Origin of the sequence: Amycolatopsis sp. M39 (genome assembly GCF_001651785.1) — a bacterium.
Lineage (GTDB): Bacteria > Actinomycetota > Actinomycetes > Mycobacteriales > Pseudonocardiaceae > Amycolatopsis > Amycolatopsis rubida.
Genome location: NZ_LWSF01000008.1, coordinates 180,396 through 203,327 on the forward strand (window position 1 = coordinate 180,396; position 22,932 = coordinate 203,327).

A 22,932-nucleotide genomic window follows, 5' to 3' on the forward strand; every position below is an offset into this window, starting at 1 on the left:
TCTGATTCCCTCAGGGTTCCCCTCACGGAAGGTCAGCCCGCGGCGATGGCGAACACGTGCATCGAGCCGCCGGTGACGCCGCTCGGCAGTGTCACGCTCGCGACGGTTTTGCCCGCGTCCAGCGTGATCGGCGCGGTGGCGAACACCATCGTGCGGATCTGCTGCGGGTCGCCGCCCGCGGAGTTGCGGTACGGGGTGGACAGGACGATCCGGTTGCCGAACGCCGGCTGCGCTCCGCCGCCGCCAAGGGTCCAGTCGGAGAACCCGACGGTGGCGGTGGACTTGCTGCCGTCGGTGTAGGTGACGGTGAGCGTGCCTTGGGCGTTGCCGTTGCTGGCGGAGCCGAGCAGCGCGAGCCGTCCCGAACCGGTCAGGTTGACCGTCTGGCCCGCGGCCACGACGTTGTCCGGATCGCCTGCCGGGAACGACGGCCAGGTGAAGTTCAGCCCGTCGCTCGACACTGTGCCGCCTGGCTTGGCACCGGCCTTGGCCAGCGCGTCCGTCGAATAGCTCCAGCCGCCGCCGTCGAAGTTCCCGGCCGCCGAGTTCGCGTCCGGCGACAGGCCCGTGTTGTTCACCGTGGCCAGCCAGCTGTTCGGCTTCGCCACCAGGACGGTCAGCACCGCCTGGACGTCCGCCAGGCCCGGAGAGGAGAAGGTGACCGGGATCCGGCGCGGACCGTCGGAGGTGCCCGCCGGAACGCTCACCGTCACCTCAGCGTGGCCCTTGCCCGCCGCCGGGACCTGGACGGAACCGGTCGCGGGCGTGAGCGTGATGCCGTCCGCGCTGCCCGTGGAGTAGGTCCAGGTCTTCGCCGTGCCGGACAGATCCTGCACGCCCACCGAGGCGGTCGAGGTCGTGCCAGCGGGCACCACCGCGCGTGCCGGGTCCACAAAGGACAGGCTCGGCTTCTCCTGTTCGCGGAACGACGGCGGTGCGTCAGCCGGAGCGGAACCCCACGCGGTCGCGGACGTCGAGCGAGTGAAGTCCAGCTTGCCGCCCTGCGAGAGCAGCCCCTCCGACAGCCACGCCTTGCTGGCCGCACCGCCGTTCACCTTCAGGCTGCTGGTGTACTCACCGGTGCCGGGAGCGTTGACGGTGATCTTCTTGCCCGCTCCGGTGGTCACCTCGGCGTGCGCGAATCGCGGCGTGGTCAGCACGGTTTCGGCGCGGCCCGGGATCTCCGGGTAAACGCCGAGCGCGGACCAGACGTACCAGGACGACATCTGCCCGAGGTCGTCGTTGCCGATCAGGCCTTCCGGACGCGGGTTGTACAGCTCGTCCATCGCCCGGCGCACGATGTTCTGCGTCTTCGCCGGAGCACCGGCGAACGAGTACACGTACGGCGCGTTCGAGTTCGGCTCGTTGCCCAGGAACGCGTACGGCTCATGGGTTCCGGCGTTCAGCTTCGTGAAGAAGGTGTCCAAACGCGACTGCGTGGCGGTGGTGCCGCCGAACGCGGTCACGAGACCGGCGAGGTCGTACGGGACCATCCAGTCGTACTGCGCGCCGTTGCCCTCGACCCAGCCCTGCGAGCTGGCCGGGTCGTAGTTCCCGGAGAACGAACCGTCCGCGTTGCGCGGCTGCAGATGTCCGCTGCCCGGGTTGTAGAGGTTCTGCCAGTTCTGCGCGCGCTTCATGAACGTCGTGTACGTGGTGCTGTCGCCGAGCCGCTTCGCGAACTGGGCGATGGCGAAGTCCGCGCTCGTGTACTCCAAGGTGTCCGCCGCCGCGCCGGGCACGTAGCCGAGCCGCTGGTAGTCCTGCAGACCCGGCCGCTCGGTGTAGCCCTGCGTCGGCTGCGTCGCGCCCTTGATCATGAGCAGCAACGCTTTCTGCGCGTCGAAGTCACGCGCGCCGAACGCGTAGGCGCTGGAAACGATGATGTGGTACGGGTCCCCGTTCATCACGCCGGTGTAGTCGTTCGCCACCGTCCAGCGGTCCCACGAACCGCCTTGTTCGGCGAAGGCCATCATCGAGCGCACGAGGTCCGAGGTCTGCTTCGGCGCGATCGTGGCCAGCAGCGGGACCTCGGAACGGTAGATGTCCCAGCCGGAGATGTTGGTGTACACCGCGTGGCCGCGTTCGGCCTGGTGGATCCGCCCGTCGAAGCCCGGGTAGCGACCGTCCACATCGGAAAACACGTTCGGCTGGACCAGCGAGTGGTACAGCGAGGTGTAGAACGTCGTGGTGTCGGCGTCGCTGCCGCCGCTGACCTGGATCTTGCCGAGCTGGTCGTTCCACGCCTTCCGCGCGGACGCGGCCACCTGGTCGAACGAATTCTTGCCGTTGTTCTCCGCCTTCAGGTTCGCCTTCGCCCCGTCGACGGACACAAAGGACAGTCCTACCTGGACGTTGACCTGCGCGCCGTTGAGGTTCGGGAAGGTCACGTACCCGCCGCTGCCCGGCCCGCTCACCGTCGTGTCCTGCGGCTTGGCTTTCGCTGGGCGCGCCATTGTGGAGCCGATGCCGTTGGGCTGCGCGACCTTCGCCTTGGCCCCGCCGGTCTCCGCGGTCTTGCCCGGCGTCACCGCTCCGTTCTTCCACGTCCCGCTCGCCTCGAACGGGGTGTCGAACTTCGCCGAGAAGTAGACCCGGTAGGAATTCTTCGCGCCGCAGAACCGGCCGCTGGTCGCCCAGCCGCTGATGGTGTCCTTGCCGATGCTGATCGACGCGTCGTCGGTGCCGTTGATCGAGCCGGAAGTGTTGACCAGCAACGTCGACGCCGCGCCCGCCGGGTAGGTGAAGCGGCCGGAGCCGGTGCGCTGGGTCGCGCTCAGTTCGACCTTCGCGCCGTTGTCGAGGGCGACGTCGTACGCGCCGGCGGTCGCGTGCTCGTTCTTGTGGTCGAAGGTCGAGGTGTAGCGGCCCGGATCGGTCGCGGGCGACGTGCTGATCTCGCCGACGTAGGGCATGAACGGCAGGTCCTGGTATGTGGTGCAGCCCGCGCCGGAAAGGTGCGTGAGGCTGAACCCGGTGATCGTGTTGTCGTCGTAGAAATAGCCGCCCGGCTGGGATTTCTTCGTGTCCGGGCTCCACTGCACCATGCCGAACGGCGCGACCGCGCCGGGGAAGGTGTTGCCCGCGCCGCCGCCGGTCCCGTGGTCCGCGCCGCCGGGCCGGGTGCCGACGAACGGGTTCACCCACTTCGCCAGGTCCGCGGTCTTCGCGGAGCCCGCCGCGGGATCGGCCAGTGCGGGGGCGGCGGGGGCCACCGCCGCCACGACCGCCGAGGTCAGGAAGATCAGTCCGGCTCTCCAGCGCGCTCGCGCCATCGCCATCGCCTCTCCAGTTGTCCGGCGCGAACCCGCCGTCACCGACCTCGATGCATCGATGACAACCTTGTCGCGCACCGTCGATGCGGGCTACCTTCGGCAATGTCTCACCGGATCGTCAAGACCGCGGTGAGAGCCTGTCCGATTCGAGACAACGATGTCCACCATCCGCACCAGCGCCTTCGTCGGCTGGGGCAAGGACAACCGGCGGCCATTGACACAGAGCGGGCGGATGGTGTCCAATCCCCCGCATTATGACAACGTTGTCTCACTCGGGCCGGGACGCGGACGGGCTTCCCCGCCCCGCCAGCAGGCGGGCCACGATGAGCGATGTGGCCCGGCTGGCCGGCGTCAGCATCAAAACGGTGTCGCGGGTCGTCAACGACGAGCCCGCGGTGCATCCGGACACCGCCGAACGCGTGGTGGCCGCGATCGAACAGCTGGGGTTCCGCCGGAACCTCGGCGCCCGCAACCTGCGCCGCGGCTCGACCACCGGCACCATCGGCCTGGTCGTCGAGGACGTCGGCAACCCCTTCTACTCCGAGCTGAACCGCGCGGTGGAACGGATCGCGACGTCGTTCGGCAGACACGTGCTGACCGGGTCGTCCGGCGAGAATTCCGACCGCGAACGCGAACTGTCGCTGGAGTTCTGCGCGCGGCGGGTGGACGGGCTGCTGATCGTGCCCGCCGGGCTGCAGCACGGCTATCTCGTGCCGGAAATGCGCGCGGGCACGCCGGTGGTGTTCCTCGACCGGCCGGCCGGCGACATCGTGGCCGACACCGTGCTCGTGGACAACCTCGGCGGCACCATCGAGGCGGTCGGCCACCTCGTGCGGCACGGCCACCGCCGGATCGCGTTCCTCGGCGACAGCCCGGACATCTTCACCGCCGCCGAACGGCTCCGCGGGTTCCGGGAAGGCTGTGTGCGCAACGGGATCTCCTACGACGAGAGCCTCGTGGCGATGCAGACGCCGACACCGGAAACCGTCGGCCAGGCCGTGCGCAAGCTGATCGGCGGGCCGAATCCGGCCACCGCCGTGATCGCGGGCAACAACCGGGTCGCGGTGCACCTGCTGCGCGCGCTCGCGCACGCCGAGCACCGGCCCGCGCTGGTGAGCTTCGACGATTTCGAACTGGCGGACCTGCTCGACCCGCCGGTCACCGTGATCGCCCACGACGTCAGCGCCCTCGGGCACGCAGCGGCCGAGCTGCTGTTCGCCCGCATCCAGGGCGATCAGTCCGCCCCGAGAAAGGTAGTTCTGCCCGTGCACCTAGTCGCCCGCGGTTCCGGTGAGGCCGCCCTGTGACCAAGCATCTCGAACCGGTCGCGCTCCCGGCCAACCAGCCGCCGCAGTTCTATCGGGGCGGCGACGCCATCGCCGCCCTGCGCGGCGCGACCGGCACCGACTCGAAATTCGGGCCGGAGGACTGGGTCGGTTCCGTCACCACCATGTTCGGCCAGGAGACCAACGGTCTCACCAAGCTGCCCAGCGGGATCTGGCTGCGCGACGCGGTCAGCGCGGACGCGGACGCGTGGCTCGGCGCCGCGCACGTCGCCAAGCTCGGCGACTCGACCGGCCTGCTGGTCAAGCTGCTCGACGCCGGACAGCGGCTTCCGGTGCACTTCCACCCGTCGGATTCCTTCGCCCGCAAGCACTTCGACTCGCACTTCGGCAAGACCGAGGCGTGGATCGTGGTCGGCACCTACGGCGACGACCCGCGCGTGTACCCAGGTTTCCGGGAGACGCTGAGCAAGGAAACCGTCGCCGAGTGGACCCGCGAACAGGACGCGCCGAGCATGCTGGGCGCGCTCAACAGCATTCCGGTGCGGGCGGGCGACACGGTCTACATCCCGGCCGGGCTGCCGCACGCGATCGGCGAGGGCGTGTTCGTGGTCGAGCTCCAGCAGCCGACGGACTTCTCGCTGACTCTGGAGTGGCGTGATTTCCTTGCCTCGCCGGAAAAGGGCCACCTCGGAATCGGCTTCGACACCGCGATCGAAACGCTCGACACCTCCGGCTGGGACGACGACCGGCTCAAGACGATCGTGAAGCACACCTCCGGCGACGAAGCGACCACAGTGGACTTGCTCGCGCCGGACTCGGCGGAGTTCTTCCGCGCGGACCGCATTCAGTTGTCCGGCGACGTGTTCTCCCTCGACCCGTCGTTCAGCGTGCTCGTCGCGCTCGACGGCGAGGGCACCTTGCGCACCGAGCACGGCGGCGAGTTCCCGGTGGCCAAGGGCGACACCTACGCGGTGCCGTTCTCCGCGGGCCAGACCGAACTGTCCGGCTCGCTCACCGTCGTCCGCTGCCGCCCGCCCGCCCCGGAAAGGAGTTAGCGCCGATGAGCGAGATCCTGCTCGACGCGGTGGACCTGACCAAGCACTACGGATCGGTGGAAGCCTTGCGCGGTGCGTCTTTCCAGGCGCGCGCGGGCGAGGTGACCGCGCTGATCGGCGACAACGGCGCGGGCAAGTCCACGCTGGTGAAGTGCCTGTCCGGAGCCGAACAGCCGACGTCGGGCCGGATCTTGCTCGACGGCAAGGAAGTCCGCCTCGATTCGCCAGTGGCCGCGCGCCGGGCGGGCATCGAGACCGTGTACCAGGATCTCGCCGTCGCGCCGGAGCTGGACCCGGCGGCGAATCTTTTCCTGGGCAGGGAAATCCCGCGCAAGGGCATCCTCGGCAAACTCGGCATGCTCGACAAGGCGGAGATGCGCCGCCAGGCGGTCACCGAGTTCGAGAAGCTCGGCGTCAAGCTGCAGAGCAGCGAAGTGTCGATCGGCTCGTTGTCCGGCGGGCAGCGGCAAAGCGTCGCGGTGGCGCGGTCGGTGGCGTGGGCGTCGAAGGTCGTGTTCATGGACGAACCGACCGCGGCGCTGGGCGTGCGGCAGCGCGAACGCGTACTGGACGTGATCAGGAAGGTCAGGGACAAGGGCATCGCAGTGGTGCTGATCAGTCACAACATGCCTGAGGTGCTGTCGGTTTCGGACCGGATCGAGGTGCTGTTGCAGGGCAAGCGCGTCGCCCGGTTCACCGGTGCGGACACGAAACTCGAAGACCTCGTCGCGGCCATGACCGGTGCGCTGGTCCAGGAGGAGGCGGCATGAGCGCTCCCACGAAGGACATCCAGACCACTGTGGACGGCGAATTCGTCAAGCCGCCGCTGGGGAAACGGCTCGTCGGAGCCAACACATTCTGGATCGCGCTGGTGCTGATCGCGCTGATCGCGGTCTTCACCGCCATCGCCCCGGCCGAGTTCGCGACGGTGTTCACCTTCCAGACGCTGCTGATCGAAACGTCCGTGCTGCTGGTGCTTTCGGTCGGCATGACCTTCGTGATCATCACCTCCGGCATCGATCTGTCCGTCGGGTCGGTGCTGATCTTCGCCGGCATGGTCGCGGGAAAGACCATGGAAGCGCTCAGCGGCGGCGACGCCTCGAACGCCGGATGGGGCGTGATCCTCGCCGGATTGGTCGCCGCGGTGCTCGCGGGGGCGGTCTGGGGCCTGATCAACGGATTCCTCATCGCGGTGGCGGGCATCCCGCCGCTGATCGTCACGCTCGGCACCATGGGCGCCGCACTCGGCGTGTCGCTCCTGCTCAACAACGGGTCGGACGTGCGCACCGTGCCCGCCCAGCTGACCAAGACCCTCGGCTACGGCACGCTGTTCGGCGGGATCCCGAACCTCGTTCTGGTGGCCGTGGTGATCACGCTGATCGGCGCGTGGCTGCTGCACACCACGCGGTTCGGCCGCTACACGTACGCGGTCGGCTCGAACGCCGAGGCGGCGCGGCGGTCGGGCATCGGCGTGACCGCGCACCTGCTGAAGGTGTACCTGCTCACCGGTTTCCTCGCCGGAATCGCGGGTTTCATGTCGCTCGCCTATTACGCGTCGACCACGGTCTCGGCGCACGCCACCGACAACCTCAACTCCATCTCCGCGACGGTGATGGGCGGCACGAGTCTCTTCGGCGGCATCGGCTCCATGCTGGGCACGGTGATCGGGGTGTTCATCCCGGCGGTGCTGCGGAAGGGCTTCAACATCACGCACGTGCAGGATTACTGGCAGCAGATCGCGGTCGGCGCGGTCCTGATCGCGGCGGTGTGGTTCGACCAGCGCCATCGCCGCAAGCGCAACTCCCGCTGAATCGATCCCCGAGTACAAAGAGGTGCTTACGATGAAGTTCAGCAAAACCGTTCTCGCCGCGGGAACGCTCGCATCCGCGGCGATGCTGGTGGCCGCGTGCGGCGCCGGGCAGGTGGGACAGAGCGGGTCCGGGGACCAGCCCGGCGGCAACTCGGCGAACAGCAAGAAGCTGGCACTGGTGCCGGGTGTGCAGGCGGAGCCGTTCTACATCTCAATGCAGTGCGGCGCGCAGGAGGAAGCGAAAAAACTCGGCTACGAGCTGACCACGCAGGCCCCGCAGAAGTTCGACGCGGCCATGCAGACCTCGATCGTCAACGCGATGGGTTCCAATCCGCCCGCCGCGCTGCTCATCGCGCCGACCGACGACCAGGCGATGCTCGCCCCGATCCAGCAGGTGCGCAACCGCGGCGCGAAGATCGTCGAGGTCGACACTTCGCTCAAGGACAAGAGCGTCGCGGTGTCGTCGGTTTCCTCGGACAACGCCGAGGGCGGCAAGCTCGCCGCGCAGACCATGGCGAAGCTGGTCGGCGACAAGCCGGGATCGGTGCTGATCCTCGACACCATCGCGGGCACCTCCACCACCGCCGCCCGCGCGAAGGGCTTCGAGGACGAGCTCAAGAACCACCCGAACCTCAAGTCGACGGGCATCCAGTTCACCCAGAACGAACCGGAGCAAGCCGCGGCGAAGGTGACCGCGGCGCTGGTCTCGACGCCGGACCTGGCCGGGATCTTCGCCACCAACCTCAACACCGGCGAGGGCGCGGCGACCGGCCTGCGCAACGCGGGCAAGATCGGCAAGGTGAACCTGGTCGGCTTCGACGCCAGCCCGTCCGAAGTGGACGGTCTGAAGAAGGGCGAGTACCAGGCGCTCATCGCGCAGGACCCGGCGCAGATCGGCACCAAGGGAGTCGACCAGGCGGTGGCCGCGCTCGAGGGCAAGCCGACCGAGCGGGACCTGACCGCGCAGCTGCACTCGATCACCAAGGACGATCTGGACGCCAGTTCGAAGTACTTCTACAAGCAGAAGTGCTAGCTTAAGGTCCGGCCGAAGGGGACTTTCCGCACGGAAAGTCCCCTTCGCCGTGTTCGGCGCTACTATCTACTCCCCCAGGTACCCGAGGGGAGGCCGTCGATGACCGAGAGTGCCCGGCTGCCGTGGCGCTCCCGCCCGGACGCCGTCGGCGTGCTCGGCGCGGCGCGGAAAGTCGCCGACGACCTCAAGGACGGCCTGTCCGGAGTCCGTGCCCGACGCGCCGCACACGGTCTGCGACGGCTTTTCGACGTCGCCGGGCTGGGGCTCGCGGATTTGTCCGGCGCCTTGATGTGGTCCGGCCGCCCCGGCGCCGACGAAGCGGTGTCCCAAATCCTGGACGACGTGCTGCATCAGGAAGAGCCGATCACCTCGCGTGGCGTGACGGCAGTTCCGTTGCACGTCCACGACGAGCTGACGGGCGCGTTGCTGCTGGTCGGCGAGGTGCCCGGCGCGGTGACGCGGCAGGCGGCGGACCTGGTCGTGCAGTCTTTGGAGCGGGGTCGGCTCGAAGCTTCGGCGGACCAGGCCGCGCAAGCCGAACTCCGGGCCCTGCGGGCGGAGATGTCGCCGCATTTCGTCTACAACGCGCTCACCGTGATCGCCTCGTTCGTCCGGTCGGAACCGGATCGCGCCCGCGATCTGATGCTCGATTTCGCCGACTACACCCGCTACAGCCTCTCCAGGCACGGCGAGTACACCGTCGTCGCGGAGGAGTTCCGCGCGGTGGAAACGTATCTCGCGCTGCAGCGGGCGGTGCTGGGCGAAAGACTGAAGGTGCAGGTGCGGGTCGCGCCGGAAGTGCTTGCGGTGGCGGTGCCGTACCTGGTACTCGAACCCCTCGTGGAAAACGCGATCCGGCACGGCATCGAGCCGCGGTCGGGCACCGGGCTCGTCCAGGTGCACGGACAGGCGGAAGGGAACGACTGCGTGATCAGCGTCGAGGACGACGGGGTCGGCATGGAGCCCGAGCGCGCCGCGGCCATCCTCGCGGGCAGCGGCGACGGCACCGGACTCGGACTGGCCAATGTGGACAGACGATTGCGCACCGTGTACGGGGCCTGGTACGGGCTGACCGTGGAAACGGCGGCCGGCGAAGGCACCCGGGTCGTGCTGCGCGTGCCGCGGTTCCAGCCGGGGGTGCTGCCGTGAGCGGGCTGCGGGTGCTGGCGGTCGACGATCTCGCGCCGGCCTTGGACGAACTGTGCCGGATGCTGCGCGAGGCGCCGGAGGTCGGCGAGGTCGTCGGCGCGAGTGATGCGCTGAAGGCACTGAAACTGTTGCAGGCAGACCATTTCGACGCGGTCTTCCTCGACATTTCGATGCCCGGCTTGGACGGGCTCGAACTCGCGTCGCTGCTGGCGAAACTGTCCGAACCGCCGGTGATCGTGTTCGTCACCGCGCACGACGGGCACGCAGTGACCGCGTACGGCATCGGCGCGGTCGACTATCTCCTCAAGCCGGTGCGCACGGAACGGCTTTCCGCCGCACTCGCGAAGGTGACGCGGCTGGTGCCGAGCGGCCGTCGACAGTCCGCTCCGGACGCGATGGCCGCGCTGCCGGTCGATTCCGGCGGCCGCACGCGGTACGTCCGGCGCGACGACGTGCTGTTCGCCGAAGCCAACGGCGACTACGTCCGGCTCCACACGCGCGACGGCGTGCACCCGGTGCGGATGCCGATCTCGCGGCTCGAAGAATATTGGGAAGGCACTGGGTTTACCCGGGTGCACCGCGGATTCCTGCTCGCGGTCAGTGCGGTGCTGGAACTGCGGAGCGACACGACAGGCGGGTTGCTGGCGCACACCGAGGCCGGGGACGTGCCGGTGAGCCGACGGCATGCGCGGGATCTCCGGGACCGGTTGCTGGAAGCGGCGCAGCGCGGGCAGCTCGGGAGTGCCCGGTGAGCCGCCCGCGCCGCACCGCTCGTGAGTGGCAATCGCGGTTAGAACCGGTGCCAGCACTCACGACGCCAGCCGTCCACCTGCCCACACCTCGTGAGCGGCAATCGCGGTTAGGACCGGGATTGCCGCTCACGAGGGTTGCGCGGGGTGTCCGGTGAGCCGCACCAAACGCGTCGCCGTCACCAGCCCGCAGACGAGGCTCGCCCGGTCGCGGCGGCTCGAACGCGGCCGGTGGCGGATGCCGCGCCTGCGCGCGCCGGAAGCGGAACGCGCGGCGGTGCTGTACCGGATCCAGCGCAGGCGCGGGATCCCCGCGCTGGTGGCGATGTTCGTGCTGGTGCTGGGTCTGCCGGTGCTGTTCTCGCTCGCCCCGTCGCTCGACAGCGTGCGACTGTGGGGAATTCCGCTGTCCTGGCTGCTGATCGCGGTCCTGCCGTATCCGGTGCTGGCCGGGCTCTCGTGGTGGCAGCTGCGCCGCGCGGAAAAGATCGAGGACGATCGGTGAGCCCAGTGCCCGCAGCGCTCCGATGTGGCATTGGGTGCGTCGGCCCGGCGTGGCGCGTGTTCCGCCGCCCGGCGTGGCGGAACACGGAGGCGACGAACCGGACACGGTTTGCCCCCTTCGGCGGTACCCGTTGCGTTCGCGGCAGTAATGTCCGGCGCGACCTGGAGATTCGCACTGATTCGAGGAGTCGTGGATGACGCTGGCCGAGACCCGGGACAGCAAGCGGGAACGGTGGGGCTGGTACTTCTACGACTGGGCCAACTCGCCGTTCTATTCGTCGGTCACGACGGTGTTCGGGGCGCTGTACATGAGCACCGTCGCAGCGGCGGACGCGAAGCAGAACATCACCCTTAACGGGGACAGGGCTTGTCTCAACGCGTCCGGAGCGGACGACAAGCTCAACCACTGCGACGTGTCGCTGTTCGGGCTCCACTTCCCCGCCGGTTCGCTGTGGGGCTACCTGCTGTCGGTGGCGACGATCGTGCAGGTTCTGGTGCTGCCGATCGCGGGCGCGGTGGCCGACCGCAGCCGCAACAAGCGCAAGATCCTCGGCGGGTTCGCCGTGCTCGGCGCGGTGGCCTCGGCGCTGATGTTCTTCATGGCCGGTTCGGACTGGCAGCTGGGCGCGGGGCTGTTCATCCTCGCGAACATCGGCTACGGCGGTTCGCTGGTCGTCTACTACTCGTTCCTGGTGGACATCGCGACGCCGGACGAGCGCGACGACGTTTCGGCCAAGGGCTGGGCGTTCGGCTATCTCGGCGGCGGGCTCGCGCTCGCGCTGCAGCTCGCCTTCTACCTCAGCCGCGAGTCCCTCGGCATCGACACCGGCCTCGCGGTGCGGATCTGCTTCCTGACCTCGGGGATCTGGTGGGCCGTTTTCACCATCCCGACACTGCGCCGTCTCCCCCGCAGCCACGTGCCGACCGCGACCGCGCGCGGCGTCTCGGTGCTGCGGGCCGGTTTCCGCGAGTTGCGCCAGACGCTCGGCGAAGCGAAGGCGTATCCGCTCACGCTCGCCTTCCTCGGCAGCTACCTGCTCTTCGCGGACGGGATCAACACCGTCGTCACGGTCTCGGCGCAGTACGGGAAGGACGAGCTGCGGTTCTCCGACGAGGTGTTGATCATCACGGTGCTGGTGATCCAGTTCCTCGCCTACGCGGGCGGCGTTCTGCACGGCCTGCTCGCGCGACGCCTCGGCGCGAAGCGGACGATCCTGGTCAGCCTCGTGCTGTGGGTCGTGGTCCTCGGCGGGGCGTACTTCGTGCAGCCGAGGCAGCCGTTGCAGTTCTTCGCCGTGGCGATCGGCATCGGGCTCGTGCTGGGCGGGACGAACGCGCTGGCCAGGTCGCTGTTCAGCCAGATGATCCCGGCCGGGAAGGACGCGCAGTACTACTCGCTTTACGTCGTGGGCGAGAAGGGCACGTCGTGGCTCGGGCCGCTGGTGTTCGCCGGCGTCGGGCAGGCGACCGGGTCGTTCCGGCTGGCGATCATCGCGCTCGTGGTGTTCTTCGTGCTCGGGTTCGTGTTCGTCGCGCTGGTGCCGGTGCGGCGCGCGATCGCGGCCGCCGGCAACCGTCCGCCGGAGGTGCTGTGAGGCCCAGATAGGGTCGGTCGTCGTGACCGCCGCAGACGACGTTGTGCTCGACGACCCCACCGACGCGCTTTCCGCGGCCCCGCCTGCCGGGGCCCGGCGCAACGGTCCGGCCCGGGGACGGCTGAAGTTCTGCTACGGCCCGATGGACTGCGGGAAGTCGACGCTCGCCCTGCAGATCGACCACAACCACGCGCGCCAGGGCCGGCGCGGTCTCGTGCTGGTCCGCCACGACCGGTCCGGTGCGCCGCAGATCACCAGCCGGATCGGCATCGCGCGGCGGGCGACCGAGGTCGCGACCGGCACCGACCTGCGGGATCTGGTGCGCGAGCAGTGGGCGCGCGGGCAGCACGTGGACTACGTGATCGTGGACGAGGCGCAGTTCCTCTCCTCCGTCCAGGTCGACCAGCTCGCCGAACTCGCCGACGAGGCCGGCATCGACGTGTACTGCTTCGGGATCGCGACGGATTTCCGCAGCAGGCTGTTTCCCGGGGCCGCCCGGCTGTTCGAGATCGCCGACGAGCTCCAGCCGGTCCAGGTCGAGGTGCTCTGCTGGTGCGGGCTGCCCGGCCGGTTCAACGCGCGGGTCCGCGACGACGTGATTCTGCGTGACGGAGACACCGTTGTGGTGGCAGATACCGAACACTCCGTAGTTGAATCTTCAGCTTCAGCACGGTCTGATGCCGAAATGGTCACGGTCCGTTATCAGGTACTGTGCCGTCGCCACTTCCGCTCAGGGGATCTGGGACCCGCTGCCGCCCAGCACGGTCAGTTACGGTTGTCCTAGAGCTAACCTAACTAGCCCGACTGGGGGATATCCGCACTAAGAAGGCGGTATCCGCGTCACGTCAGAGGGCGAAAGGACTCCCTCTGGAGGAAGCTGAAGACCACGGGTGACGCAGCTCATCGTGAGCAGCGACATGGTGTGCCGGGAATCCCTCGGATGCCTCGTTCGTTGCATAGGGTGAGCATCACCCTGGCTCCACCCGGAGCTGACTGAAAGGAATCCCACTATGGCCGACCGTGTTCTCCGTGGAAGCCGGCTGGGAGCGGTCAGCTACGAGACCGACCGCAATCACGACCTCGCTCCGCGCCGTACCGTGCGCTACTCCTGCCCCAAGAACCACGAGTTCGAGGTGCCGTTCTCCGACGACGCCGAGATCCCGACGGTGTGGGAGTGCCGCCTGCACGGCAGTGAATCCGAGATCGTCGACGGCGGGCAGCCCGAGCAAAAAAAGGTCAAGCCCCCCAGGACCCACTGGGACATGCTGCTGGAGCGCCGCTCCATCCCCGAGCTCGAGGACCTGCTGAACGAACGTCTCGCCGAGCTCAAGGGACGCCGGACCAGCCGGTCCGCTTGAGCCTCGGCCAGTAGCTGGCTCCCACCACCGAACAGGAACGGCCCCCGCGACCTCCCCACGCGGGGGCCGTTTCGCGTCCCCTGCGCAGGGGGGCCGGTTCACTGTGCTCTGGTGCGCGTCCGCCGCCGGGCAGTGGCCCACACCGCGAACGCGCACCCGGCGAACGCCGCGCCCAGCACGGCGGAGCCGGCCCAGCCCGCCCCGGCGAACGCGGCGGTCGTCGCGGCCGCGCCCAGCGCGGAGCCGAGCGAGTAGAAGATCATGTACCCGCCGATGACGCTGCTGGTGCGGTCCGGATGCGCCGCGGTGAGCAGGTGCTGATTGCTGACATGCACCGCCTGCACGGCGAAATCGAGCACCAGCACGCCCAGTCCGAGCAACCACAGCGACGGCTGCCCGATCGCCAGCCAGGACACCGCCAGCAGGACCAGCGCCCCGCCGGTGACGAGGCTCGCGCGTCCCCGGTCGGCCCAGTGTCCGGCACGGGCGGCGCCCAGTGCACCCGCGAGGCCGACCAGTCCGAACAGGCCGATCTGCGCGGTGCCCAAGTTCCACGGCTCCTCGGCGAGCGGCAGCGACAGGCCGCTCCACAGCGCGCCGAACGACGCGAACAGGAAGAACGCGATCAGCCCCCGCGAGAGGAACAGCGGCTTGCGGAACAGCCCGCCGAGCGAGTTCAGCCCCTGCCGGTACGTCGTGCCCTCGGGACGCGGATCCGGCGGCATCGTCTTCAGCACGAGACCGGCGAGCGTCACCAGCAGCACCGCGAGCGCGACGTAGACGCTGCGCCACCCCCGCAGTTCGGCCAGCGCCCCGGCGGCCACGCGGGCGCCGAGGATGCCGATGACCACTCCGGACGTCACGACGCCGAGGGTGCGGCCGCGTTCCTCCGGAGTGGACAGCGCGGCGGCGTAGGCGACTGTCGTCTGCACGACCACTGCGAACAGGCCCGCGAGCACGAGTCCGGTCAGCAGCAGCCAGGTTTGGGTCGCGACTGCGGCCAAGGCGGCCCCGACGGCGGTCAGCAGCAGGTGCACAGCGATGAGTTTGCGCCGGTCGACGAGGTCGCCCAGCGGGACGAGCGCGGCGAGACCGGCGAGGTAGCCGAGCTGTCCGGCGGCGACGATCCAGCCCAGTCCGGCGCCCGGCACGCCCAGGTCCGTGCCGATCTCGGCCAGAACCGGCTGAGCGGCGTAAATGCTCGCGACGGCCACCGCGCACACCGCGGCGAACACCGTCCGGCGGCCCGTGGTGCGGCCCATGACTCCCCCAATGAGTAGCGAATTGCAACTAATCGCACCGTACGGCAGAATGGTTTCAAAGAGCAACTCATCGAGGAGGCGCGCGAGCGTGGACGGCACCCCGGCCTGGACCGACCCGTCGTGTCCGGTGGCCCGCACCCTTGACCTCGTCGGCGACCGGTGGAGCCTGCTGATCGTCCGCGACGCGATGGACGGCGCGCGCTCGTTCACCGACTTCCAGCAGCGCACCGGCATCGCGCGCAACATCCTCACCGACCGGCTCCGCCGTCTCGTCGAGCGCGGCGTCCTCGACCGGCAGACCGCGGAATCGGGCAAACGGCAGGTCTACTCGCTCACGCCGGCCGGACGCGACCTGTTCACCGTCGTCGTCGCGCTTCGGCAGTGGGGCGAGCGGCATGCCTTCTCCCCCGGCGAAGACCACTCCGTGCTGGTCGACGCGACCGGTCAGCCGATCCCGCCGCTCAAACCGGTCGCGGCGAACGGCGCGGCAGCCGACGTCGAGACGACCTCGGTGCGCAAGCACTGAATCCCGCTGCGCCTCTTGCCCGGACGACGCGGCGGGCATATAGTCAACGAACTGATTGATAAAGAGATCGGTTGATAAAGATGTCCGTTGACAACGTCGAGGACCGGCTGGACCGGGCCTTCACCGCGCTGGGCGACCCGATCCGGCGAGCGCTGATCGCCCGGCTGTCGCGCGGCGAAGCAACGGTGAACGAGCTGGCCGAGCCGTTCCCGGTGACGAAACAAGCCGTGTCGCGGCACGTCCAGGTGCTGGAGGCGGCCGGGCTCATCACGCGCAGCCGGGACGGACAGCGCCGCCCGTGTCATCTGAACGCCGCCGCTCTCGAAGAGCTGACCAGCTGGATCGACGCCTACCGGCTGACCCGCGAACGCGAGTTCCGCCGCCTCGACGCCGTCCTCGAAGAAACCAAGGAGCAGGACCGATGAACCCGACCACCATCACCGCCCAGCCCGGCAGCCCGTTCATCGAGATCGTCCGCGATTTCGACGCGTCGCCCGGGCAGCTCTTCCGCGCCTGCACCGACCCCGATCTGCTGACCCGCTGGCTCGGTCCGCGCGACGTCGAGATGCGGATCCACGAGTTCGCCGCGCACTCCGGCGGGGCGTACCGCTACGCGCACGTCGACACCGACGGCAGCGAGCACGTTTTCCGCGGCGTGTTCCACGCCGTCGAGAGAAACGAGCGAATCGTCCAGACCTTCGAGTACGAGGGCGCGTCGGGCAGCGTCAGCCTGGAAACCCTGACTTTCGAAGACGTCGACGGCCGGACGCGGCTGCGGACCCGGTCGGTGTTCCCGAGTGTCGAGGCCCGCGACGCGATGGTCGCGAGCGGGATGGAACGCGGGATCCGCGATTCGATGGACCGGCTCGACGAACTCGCGCGCGACGCGGAGCGGCCGGGCGCGAGCCGGGTCGTCGTGGACATCTCGATGTCGCTGGACGGCTATGTCACCGGACCGGGCGCCGATCCCGAGCACGGGCTCGGCGCCGGCGGCGAACCGCTGCACGCGTGGGTGTCCGACCCGACGCCGCGCGATGCGGAGATCCTGCACCGCTCGTTCATCGAGACCGGCGCGGTCGTCATGGGCCGCACCATGTTCGACGTCGTGGACGGCCCGAACGGCTGGGCCGACGAGGACGGGTACGGCGAGGGCGAGGACCGCATCCCCGCGCCGCCGGTGTTCGTCGTCACGCACGCCGGTCCGGAGAAGATCCGGCTGGGCGAGCGGTTCCGGTTCGCCACCGGCGGCATCGAGAACGCGCTCGCCCAGGCTCGCGCGGCCGCGGGCGGCAAGGACGTCATGGTGATCGGCGGCGGGTCGATCGCTTCGCAGGTCCTGCACGCCGGGCTGGCGGACGTGCTGCGGATCCACCTCGCCCCGATCGTCCTCGGCGGCGGAACCCCGCTGTTCCCCGAGGGAAATCCCGCAACGGTGCGGCTGGAACCGCTCGGTGCGGTGTCGACGCCGGGCGCCGAACACCTCACCTACCGCGTGCTCAAGTAGCGGTCAGCCTCGGCCCAGCAGCTTCTTCAGCTGGGCCAGGCGGCGCTGCACGCCCCACTCCGCGACCCGGAAGAACGCCTCGGACATGATGCCGCCGCTCATCTTCGACACGCCGATCTCCCGGTCGGTGAAGGTGATCGGCACCTCGACGATGTCGAACCCGGCGTCCGCGGTGCGGCGCGTGAGGTCGATCTGGAAGCAGTAGCCGTGCGAGGCGACCTCGTTCAGCGCCAGCTTCTCCAGCACCGGACGGCGGTACGCGCGGAACCCGGCGGTCATGTCCGCGACCTTGATCCCCAGCGCGATCCGCGAGTACAGGTTCGCCCCGCGCGAGAGCAGCGTCCGGCGCAGCGGCCAGTTCACCGTGCTGCCGCCGGGCACGTACCGCGACCCGATCGACAGGTCCGCGTCGCCGACCGCGTCCAGCAGCCGGGGCAGGTCCTCCGGGGCGTGCGAGCCGTCGGCGTCCATCTCCACGAACGTCGCGTAGCCGCGCTCCATCCCCCAATGGAACCCGGCGATGTAGGCCTTGCCGAGGCCTTCCTTCGCGGTGCGGTGCAGCACGTGCACCCGCTTGTCCGCGGCCGCGCGCTCGTCGGCCAGCTCGCCGGTGCCGTCCGGGCTGCCGTCGTCGACGACGAGCACGTCGACGTCCGGGAGTGCCTTGTGGAGCCGGTCCAGCACCGGGCCGAGGTTGTCCCGCTCGTTGTAGGTCGGGATCACCACCAGCACCGGTTCGATCGTTTCGGCCCCCCGCGGCGCCTGCGCCATCCGTGTCCTCCGCATCCGGCGGATCAGTCCGCCGCTTCCCCTGCTGTGGTCCCCGTTGCCGAGGCCGGCACTGTCGTGCCGGTACCGCGCCGGGTGCGAAAACGGAGCACGAACCCGCCGGCGACACCCGCGATCGCCAACGCCAGCAGTCCGTACTCCGTCCACGCACCGATTCGATCCGACAGCGTAGTCTGCGTGCGCAGCGGCACGCGCCCGACCAGGGCATCCGCCGTGAAAAGCCGGGTGGAGCTGGTGATCGTCCCGTCCGGGGCGACGAACGCGCTCACCCCGGACACCGCCGACACCACCACCGCGCGCCCGTGCTCGACCGCGCGCAGCCGCGCCATCGCCAGCTGCTGGTAGCTCATCTCCCCCGGCCCGTACCAAGCGTTGTTGGTCGGCACGACGAGCAGTTCGCCGCCCGCGTTGGTCGCGTCGCGGGCCGGGGCGTCGAACGCCGACTCGTAGCAGATGAACACGCCGATCTTCGTGCCCGCGACCGACAGCGCGGCGTTGGAGCCGTCGCCGGGACGCATGTCGCGGGTGTCGTCGATGAACGGCGTCACCAGCCGCGCGACGGCGCGCGCGGGCACGTATTCGCCGAAGGGCACCAGATCCTGTTTGACGTAACGCTGGCCCGGGCCGGTGTCGGGGTCCCAGACGACCGCGGAGTTCTCCGCCGCCCCGTCCGGGGTGCGCACGAGCGCGCCGATGACCGCGGGAGCGCCGAAGGCCGACACCATCTGGTCGACGGCCGGGTCGTCGCCGTCGAGCGGGGTCGAGGTTTCCGGCCACAGCAGCAGGTCCGGCTTCGGAGCCTGTCCTGATTGGACTTTCCGCAGCAGGCGGGCGCTCTCGGCGAGGGCGTTCGCGCGCAGCACCCCGCGTTGTCCTTGCAGAGCCAGGCCGATGTCCGGCGCGTTGCCCTGCACGGAGCCGACGGTGAGCGAACCGTTCTGCGCCTCGGTGCCGATCGTCGGCCACACCGCGAGCCCGGCCGCGGCGGGAAGCACGGTGAACACGGCGGGCCACACCAGCGCGCGGTGCCAGGCTTCGCGCGTGCGCCAGAGCCTGCTGATGACCGCGGCGAGGCCGAAACCGGTGAGCACCACGGCGAAACCGACCAGCGGCGCGCCGCCGACCGACGCGAGCGACAGGAACGCGCCTTCGGGCTGGCTGAACGCGACCCGGCCCCACGGGAACCCGCCGAGCGGGAACCACGTGCGCGGCGTCTCCAGCGCGATGAACACCAGCGCGCCCCAGAGCGGCGCCAGCGGCAGCCGCGCCACGACCCGGATCAGCCATCCGGCGAGTCCGAAGTAGAGCGACAGCGCGAACGACAGCGCCAGCCACGGCAGCGGCCCGAAGTCGCGGCCGAGGAAGTCCTGCAGCCACACCAGCAGCGGCACGAAGAACGCCATGCCGAACACGAAGCCGTACCCGAACGCGCCGCGGAACGACCGCCCGCGAAGGACCAGGGCGAACGCGGCGAACGCGATCGGGGCCAGCCACCACAGCGGGCGCGGCGCGAAGCTGAGGTAATAGCCGCAGCCCGTCGCCGCAGTCGCCGCGACGCGCGCGAGCCAGGGCTTCCACTCCCGCTTTCGCTTGGTCTTGTGCGGAACGCCCGAATCGGCGTCCGCCACGTTCACTGCCACACCCGGAACTCTAAGCCGACGGTGTGAACTCGTCGTAGATGACCGTGCCGCCGCGGACGGTGCGCAGGCAGCGCGGCAGCGGCGTGCCCGGCTCCAGCCTCGGCAGCGGCGGCACGCCTGAGCGCGGATCGGTGGACCAGCGTTGCACGCGGCTGTCGGCCGTGGCCACGACGAGGTCGGCCGCGTCCCAGATCGCGTAGTGCGCGGGCGCGCCGGGGACGAGGCTGCCGGTGACGCCGTCGTTGACGCCCGCCGCGCGGTGTCCGGCGCGCGTGTGCGCGGTGAACGCGGCGCGGGCGGAGAGGCGTGCTTCGGGAGTGTGGTGGTGCACAGCCGCGCGGACCGCCGCCCACGGGTCGACCGCGCACACCGGGGCGTCGCTGCCGAAGGCGAGCACGACCCCCTCGGCGGCGAGCTGGGCGAAGGGGTTCAGCGCTGCCGCCCGGTCGCCGAGCCGTTCCGAGTACATGCCGGAGCCGCCGCCCCAGGCCTCGTCGAACAGCGGCTGCACGGACGCGACGACGCCCCATCCGGCGAGTGCGCGCGCCTGGTCCGCGGTGACCATCTCCAGGTGCTCCAGCCGGTGGTGCCGCGCGGCGAGGGGACGCTGGCCGACCTGCTTCTCGGCGAGCCGGAACCCTTCGATCACCTCGCCGACGGCGGCGTCTCCGATGACGTGGAAGCCCGCCTGCAGCCCGGCTTCGGTGCAGGCCACGAGATGGTCGGCGATGACTCCGGCGCCAGCGTAGAGGGAGCCGGAGGTGCCGGGCTCGTCGGAGTACGGCGCGGTGAGCGCCGCGGTGCGGGAGCCGAGCGCGCCGTCCACGAAAAGGTCTCCGGCGACGCCGTGCGCGCCGAGGCGGCGGGCGGTGCCGAGGGCGTTCAGCTCGCCCCAGAAGCCGACGACCTCGGGCAGCGCCGGGTCGGCCAGCGCCAGGAGGTCGGCGAAGTCCTCCTCGCCGGAGATGTCCGGACCAGCGCATTCGTGCACCGACACGATCCCGCGCGCGGCGGCCGTCGCGAGGAACGCGCGCTGGGCTGCCTGGCGCTGCGCTCGGGTGACCGCGTCCCGCGCCGCGCCGCGGACCAGGTGGTGGGCGGTGCGGGTGACCGGGCCGTCTGCGGACCATCCGGCGGCGGACTCGACGCCGGGCGCGAGTTTGGCGAGCGCGCTCGACACCAGAGCGGAGTGGACGTCGACGCGGCTCAAGTAGACGGGCGTGTCCCCGGCGGCGTCGTCCAGCTCGGCGCGGCTCGGCAGCCGCTGCTCGGTCCAGGACGATTCGTCCCAGCCGTGCGCGAGCAGGACCTGCCCGGGAACGACGGCGTCGCGCACCGCGGCGAGCAGTTCGGCGGAGCTGCGGACGGCGGTCAGGTCGAGACCGGTCAGGTGCAGCCCCGTCGAGGTGGCGTGCACGTGCGCGTCCACGAACGCCGGCGCGACGAACGCCCCGCCCAGGTCGACGACCTCGGCGTCCGGGTGCAGCGCGCGGGCCGGGGCGTCCTGGCCGACCCACACCACGGTGCCGCCGGAAACCGCCATCGCGGTCGCGTCGGGAGAGGACGGGGTGTAGACGCGGCCGCCGAGCAGGAGCGTGGTGCTGTCGTTCACTCTCCGAGTCTCCCGCCTGGTCTTCCGGGCCGAGCCGACCGGGTCACCGTGCAGAAATATTTACGGTCGACTAACGTTATGGCAGGATATTTTCACGCGTTCCCGACGACTAGGAGTACAGATGACTGCGATCCAGGAACCTGTGCCGACTGCCGCCGCCTTCGACCAGCCGTACGAGTACGTCCGCGCCGAGTTGGCCGAGCCCGACTGGCGCCGCTTTCCCGGCTGGCACGACGTGACCGACGCGGAGTGGCGGGACGCCCAGTGGCAGCGCGTGCACTGCGTGCGCAACGTCAAACAGCTGCGCGCCCTGATGGGCGACCTGCTGGAGGACCGGTTCTACGAGGACCTGCTCGCCGACCAGCGCGAGATGGCCACCATGTCGATGCTGCTGCCGCCGCAGATGATCAACACGATGGCCCCGCACGCGGGGACCGACCCGGCGAAGGTCACCGAGGCGTTCTACGCCGACCCGATCCGCCGCTACATGCTTCCCGTGCGCAGCGACCGGGACCCGGTGTGGCCCAGCCACCCGCACGCCGAACGCGACTCGCTGCACGAGGCCGAGATGTGGGTGGTCGAGGGGCTCACCCACCGCTATCCGACGAAGGTGCTGGCCGAGATGATCTCGACCTGCCCGCAGTACTGCGGGCACTGCACCCGGATGGACCTCGTCGGCAACTCGACCGACCAGGTGGAGAAGCACAAGCTCGCGCTCAAGCCGGTGGACCGCCAGGACGCCATGATCGACTACCTCAAGCGCACCCCCGGCGTCCGCGACGTAGTCGTCTCCGGCGGCGACGTGGCCAACGTGCCGTGGCCGCAGCTGGAGTCGTTCCTGATGCGCCTGATGGACATCGAGACGGTGCGCGACATCCGCCTCGCCACGAAGGCCCTCGCGGCGCTCCCGCAGCACTGGCTCCAGCCGAAGGTGACCGAGGGCCTGCAGCGGGTCGCTTTGACGGCGCAGGCGCGCGGGGTGAACCTGGCCATCCACACGCACGTGAACCACGCGCAGTCGGTGACGCCATTGGTGGCGGAGGCGGCCCGGACGGCGTTGCAGGTCGGGGTGCGGGACGTGCGGAATCAGGGCGTGCTGATGCGCGGGGTCAATGCCACTCCGGCCGCGCTTCTGGATCTTTGCTTTGCTTTGCAGGGCGAGGCCAATATCCTGCCTTACTATTTTTACATGTGCGACATGATTCCGAATGCGGAGCATTGGCGGGTTTCCGTGCATGAAGCGCAGGAATTGCAGCACTCGATCATGGGGTATCTGCCGGGGTACGCGACGCCGCGGATCGTGTGCGATGTGCCCTACGTCGGGAAGCGGTGGGTGCACCAGCTGGCTGAGTACGACCGGGATCTCGGGATTTCCTACTGGACCAAGAACTACCGGACCGGAATCGAGCACGAGGACCCCGAGGCGTTGCAGCGGAAGTACCCGTACTACGACCCGATCCAGACCCTGCCCGAAGCCGGGCAGCAGTGGTGGGCCGACCAGAAGACCTGCTAATCCCGAGCGCTTGCCCACAGCTGGGCGACAGACCTGCAAGGCACGGCTAACCGTCACGGGATCCGCGCCCTGCCGTAGGCGAACCGCGCAGGGGAAGAAAACCTCAAAGTGGTGCCTGGCCGGCGGATATACCGTCGGCCAGGCACCTGCCAAAGTACCGCGACGTCGCCGTCGGCGCAGTGAAACAGTCCGACCTGCCGACCGTGCGAGCCCGGACTCGGCTGCGAGAGCACACCCAGGACGTCCGCGATTCTGATCGGCGGATGGCCCAG

General features: G+C 69.7%; 20 protein-coding genes. 15 read left to right on the plus strand and 5 right to left on the minus strand.

Going from position 1 to position 22,932, the window contains the following annotated elements; genetic code table 11:
- Window positions 1-32 precede the first annotated feature (32 nt).
- A complete protein-coding gene (locus tag A4R44_RS21275; RefSeq protein WP_095213495.1) occupies window positions 33-3,281 on the minus strand; it encodes a GH92 family glycosyl hydrolase in 3,249 nt (1,082 codons plus the stop codon).
- 317 nt (window positions 3,282-3,598) lie between these two features.
- On the opposite strand from A4R44_RS21275, the gene A4R44_RS21280 reads away from it, so the two are divergent.
- The 11 genes from A4R44_RS21280 (at window position 3,599) to A4R44_RS21330 (ending at window position 13,814) form a co-directional block, all read left to right on the plus strand.
- Window positions 3,599-4,582 (plus strand): LacI family DNA-binding transcriptional regulator, encoded by a 984-nt coding sequence (locus tag A4R44_RS21280; RefSeq protein WP_067583404.1) that lies wholly within the window; start codon window positions 3,599-3,601, stop codon window positions 4,580-4,582.
- Complete coding sequence (locus tag A4R44_RS21285) at window positions 4,579-5,616, plus strand: class I mannose-6-phosphate isomerase (protein WP_067583407.1); 1,038 nt, start codon at window positions 4,579-4,581, stop codon at window positions 5,614-5,616. Before A4R44_RS21280 ends, A4R44_RS21285 begins: the two co-directional genes overlap by 4 nt.
- Before the next feature lie 5 nt (window positions 5,617-5,621).
- The gene (locus tag A4R44_RS21290; protein ID WP_067583410.1) at window positions 5,622-6,386 is read left to right on the plus strand and encodes an ATP-binding cassette domain-containing protein; all 765 of its coding nucleotides are present in this window, start codon (window positions 5,622-5,624) and stop codon (window positions 6,384-6,386) included.
- Complete coding sequence (locus A4R44_RS21295) at window positions 6,383-7,426, plus strand: ABC transporter permease (protein ID WP_067583413.1); 1,044 nt, start codon at window positions 6,383-6,385, stop codon at window positions 7,424-7,426. Before A4R44_RS21290 ends, A4R44_RS21295 begins: the two co-directional genes overlap by 4 nt.
- 31 nt (window positions 7,427-7,457) lie before the next feature.
- A complete protein-coding gene (locus tag A4R44_RS21300; protein ID WP_067583416.1) occupies window positions 7,458-8,459 on the plus strand; it encodes an ABC transporter substrate-binding protein in 1,002 nt (333 codons plus the stop codon).
- 99 nt (window positions 8,460-8,558) lie between these two features.
- Window positions 8,559-9,608, plus strand: coding sequence for a sensor histidine kinase (locus tag A4R44_RS21305; protein WP_067583419.1), 1,050 nt, complete (start codon window positions 8,559-8,561; stop codon window positions 9,606-9,608).
- Window positions 9,605-10,360 (plus strand): LytTR family DNA-binding domain-containing protein, encoded by a 756-nt coding sequence (locus A4R44_RS21310; RefSeq protein WP_067583422.1) that lies wholly within the window; start codon window positions 9,605-9,607, stop codon window positions 10,358-10,360. Before A4R44_RS21305 ends, A4R44_RS21310 begins: the two co-directional genes overlap by 4 nt.
- Before the next feature lie 151 nt (window positions 10,361-10,511).
- The gene (locus A4R44_RS21315; RefSeq protein ID WP_067583425.1) at window positions 10,512-10,862 is read left to right on the plus strand and encodes a hypothetical protein; all 351 of its coding nucleotides are present in this window, start codon (window positions 10,512-10,514) and stop codon (window positions 10,860-10,862) included.
- Window positions 10,863-11,055: 193 nt separating this feature from the next.
- Complete coding sequence (locus A4R44_RS21320) at window positions 11,056-12,456, plus strand: MFS transporter (RefSeq protein ID WP_067583428.1); 1,401 nt, start codon at window positions 11,056-11,058, stop codon at window positions 12,454-12,456.
- 22 nt (window positions 12,457-12,478) lie between these two features.
- The gene (locus tag A4R44_RS21325; RefSeq protein WP_067583431.1) at window positions 12,479-13,240 is read left to right on the plus strand and encodes a thymidine kinase; all 762 of its coding nucleotides are present in this window, start codon (window positions 12,479-12,481) and stop codon (window positions 13,238-13,240) included.
- 226 nt (window positions 13,241-13,466) lie between these two features.
- Window positions 13,467-13,814 carry an RNA polymerase-binding protein RbpA gene (locus A4R44_RS21330; protein WP_009078445.1) on the plus strand — a complete coding sequence of 116 codons (348 nt, stop codon included), beginning with the start codon at window positions 13,467-13,469 and terminating at the stop codon, window positions 13,812-13,814.
- 98 nt (window positions 13,815-13,912) lie between these two features.
- Here A4R44_RS21330 and A4R44_RS21335 read toward each other — a convergent pair whose 3' ends face one another.
- A complete protein-coding gene (locus A4R44_RS21335) occupies window positions 13,913-15,076 on the minus strand; it encodes an MFS transporter (protein ID WP_067583434.1) in 1,164 nt (387 codons plus the stop codon).
- A 49-nt stretch (window positions 15,077-15,125) separates the two neighbouring features.
- Here A4R44_RS21335 and A4R44_RS21340 point away from each other — a divergent pair, with 49 nt between their 5' ends.
- The 3 genes from A4R44_RS21340 (at window position 15,126) to A4R44_RS52470 (ending at window position 17,106) form a co-directional block, all read left to right on the plus strand.
- Entirely contained in the window at window positions 15,126-15,602 is a 477-nt protein-coding gene (locus A4R44_RS21340) for a helix-turn-helix domain-containing protein (protein ID WP_067583437.1), read from the plus strand.
- 80 nt (window positions 15,603-15,682) lie between these two features.
- Window positions 15,683-16,027: a helix-turn-helix transcriptional regulator gene (locus A4R44_RS21345; RefSeq protein ID WP_067583439.1), complete on the plus strand. Its 345-nt coding sequence runs from the start codon at window positions 15,683-15,685 to the stop codon at window positions 16,025-16,027.
- Window positions 16,024-17,106 (plus strand): SRPBCC domain-containing protein, encoded by a 1,083-nt coding sequence (locus tag A4R44_RS52470; RefSeq protein WP_093574938.1) that lies wholly within the window; start codon window positions 16,024-16,026, stop codon window positions 17,104-17,106. Before A4R44_RS21345 ends, A4R44_RS52470 begins: the two co-directional genes overlap by 4 nt.
- A 3-nt stretch (window positions 17,107-17,109) precedes the next feature.
- Here A4R44_RS52470 and A4R44_RS21355 read toward each other — a convergent pair whose 3' ends face one another.
- Genes A4R44_RS21355 through A4R44_RS21365 form a run of 3 tightly spaced genes read right to left on the minus strand, consistent with a single transcriptional unit; the run spans window position 17,110 to window position 21,147 of the window.
- Window positions 17,110-17,877, minus strand: a complete 768-nt coding sequence (locus A4R44_RS21355; RefSeq protein WP_037806192.1) for a polyprenol monophosphomannose synthase — start codon at window positions 17,875-17,877, stop codon at window positions 17,110-17,112.
- Window positions 17,878-17,900: 23 nt separating this feature from the next.
- A complete protein-coding gene (gene lnt, locus A4R44_RS21360) occupies window positions 17,901-19,535 on the minus strand; it encodes an apolipoprotein N-acyltransferase (protein ID WP_067583441.1) in 1,635 nt (544 codons plus the stop codon).
- A 10-nt stretch (window positions 19,536-19,545) separates the two neighbouring features.
- A complete protein-coding gene (locus A4R44_RS21365) occupies window positions 19,546-21,147 on the minus strand; it encodes an amidohydrolase (RefSeq protein WP_067583447.1) in 1,602 nt (533 codons plus the stop codon).
- A 121-nt stretch (window positions 21,148-21,268) separates the two neighbouring features.
- On the opposite strand from A4R44_RS21365, the gene A4R44_RS21370 reads away from it, so the two are divergent.
- Window positions 21,269-22,660 carry a KamA family radical SAM protein gene (locus tag A4R44_RS21370; RefSeq protein WP_067583450.1) on the plus strand — a complete coding sequence of 464 codons (1,392 nt, stop codon included), beginning with the start codon at window positions 21,269-21,271 and terminating at the stop codon, window positions 22,658-22,660.
- The last annotated feature ends 272 nt before the right edge of the window (window positions 22,661-22,932 follow it).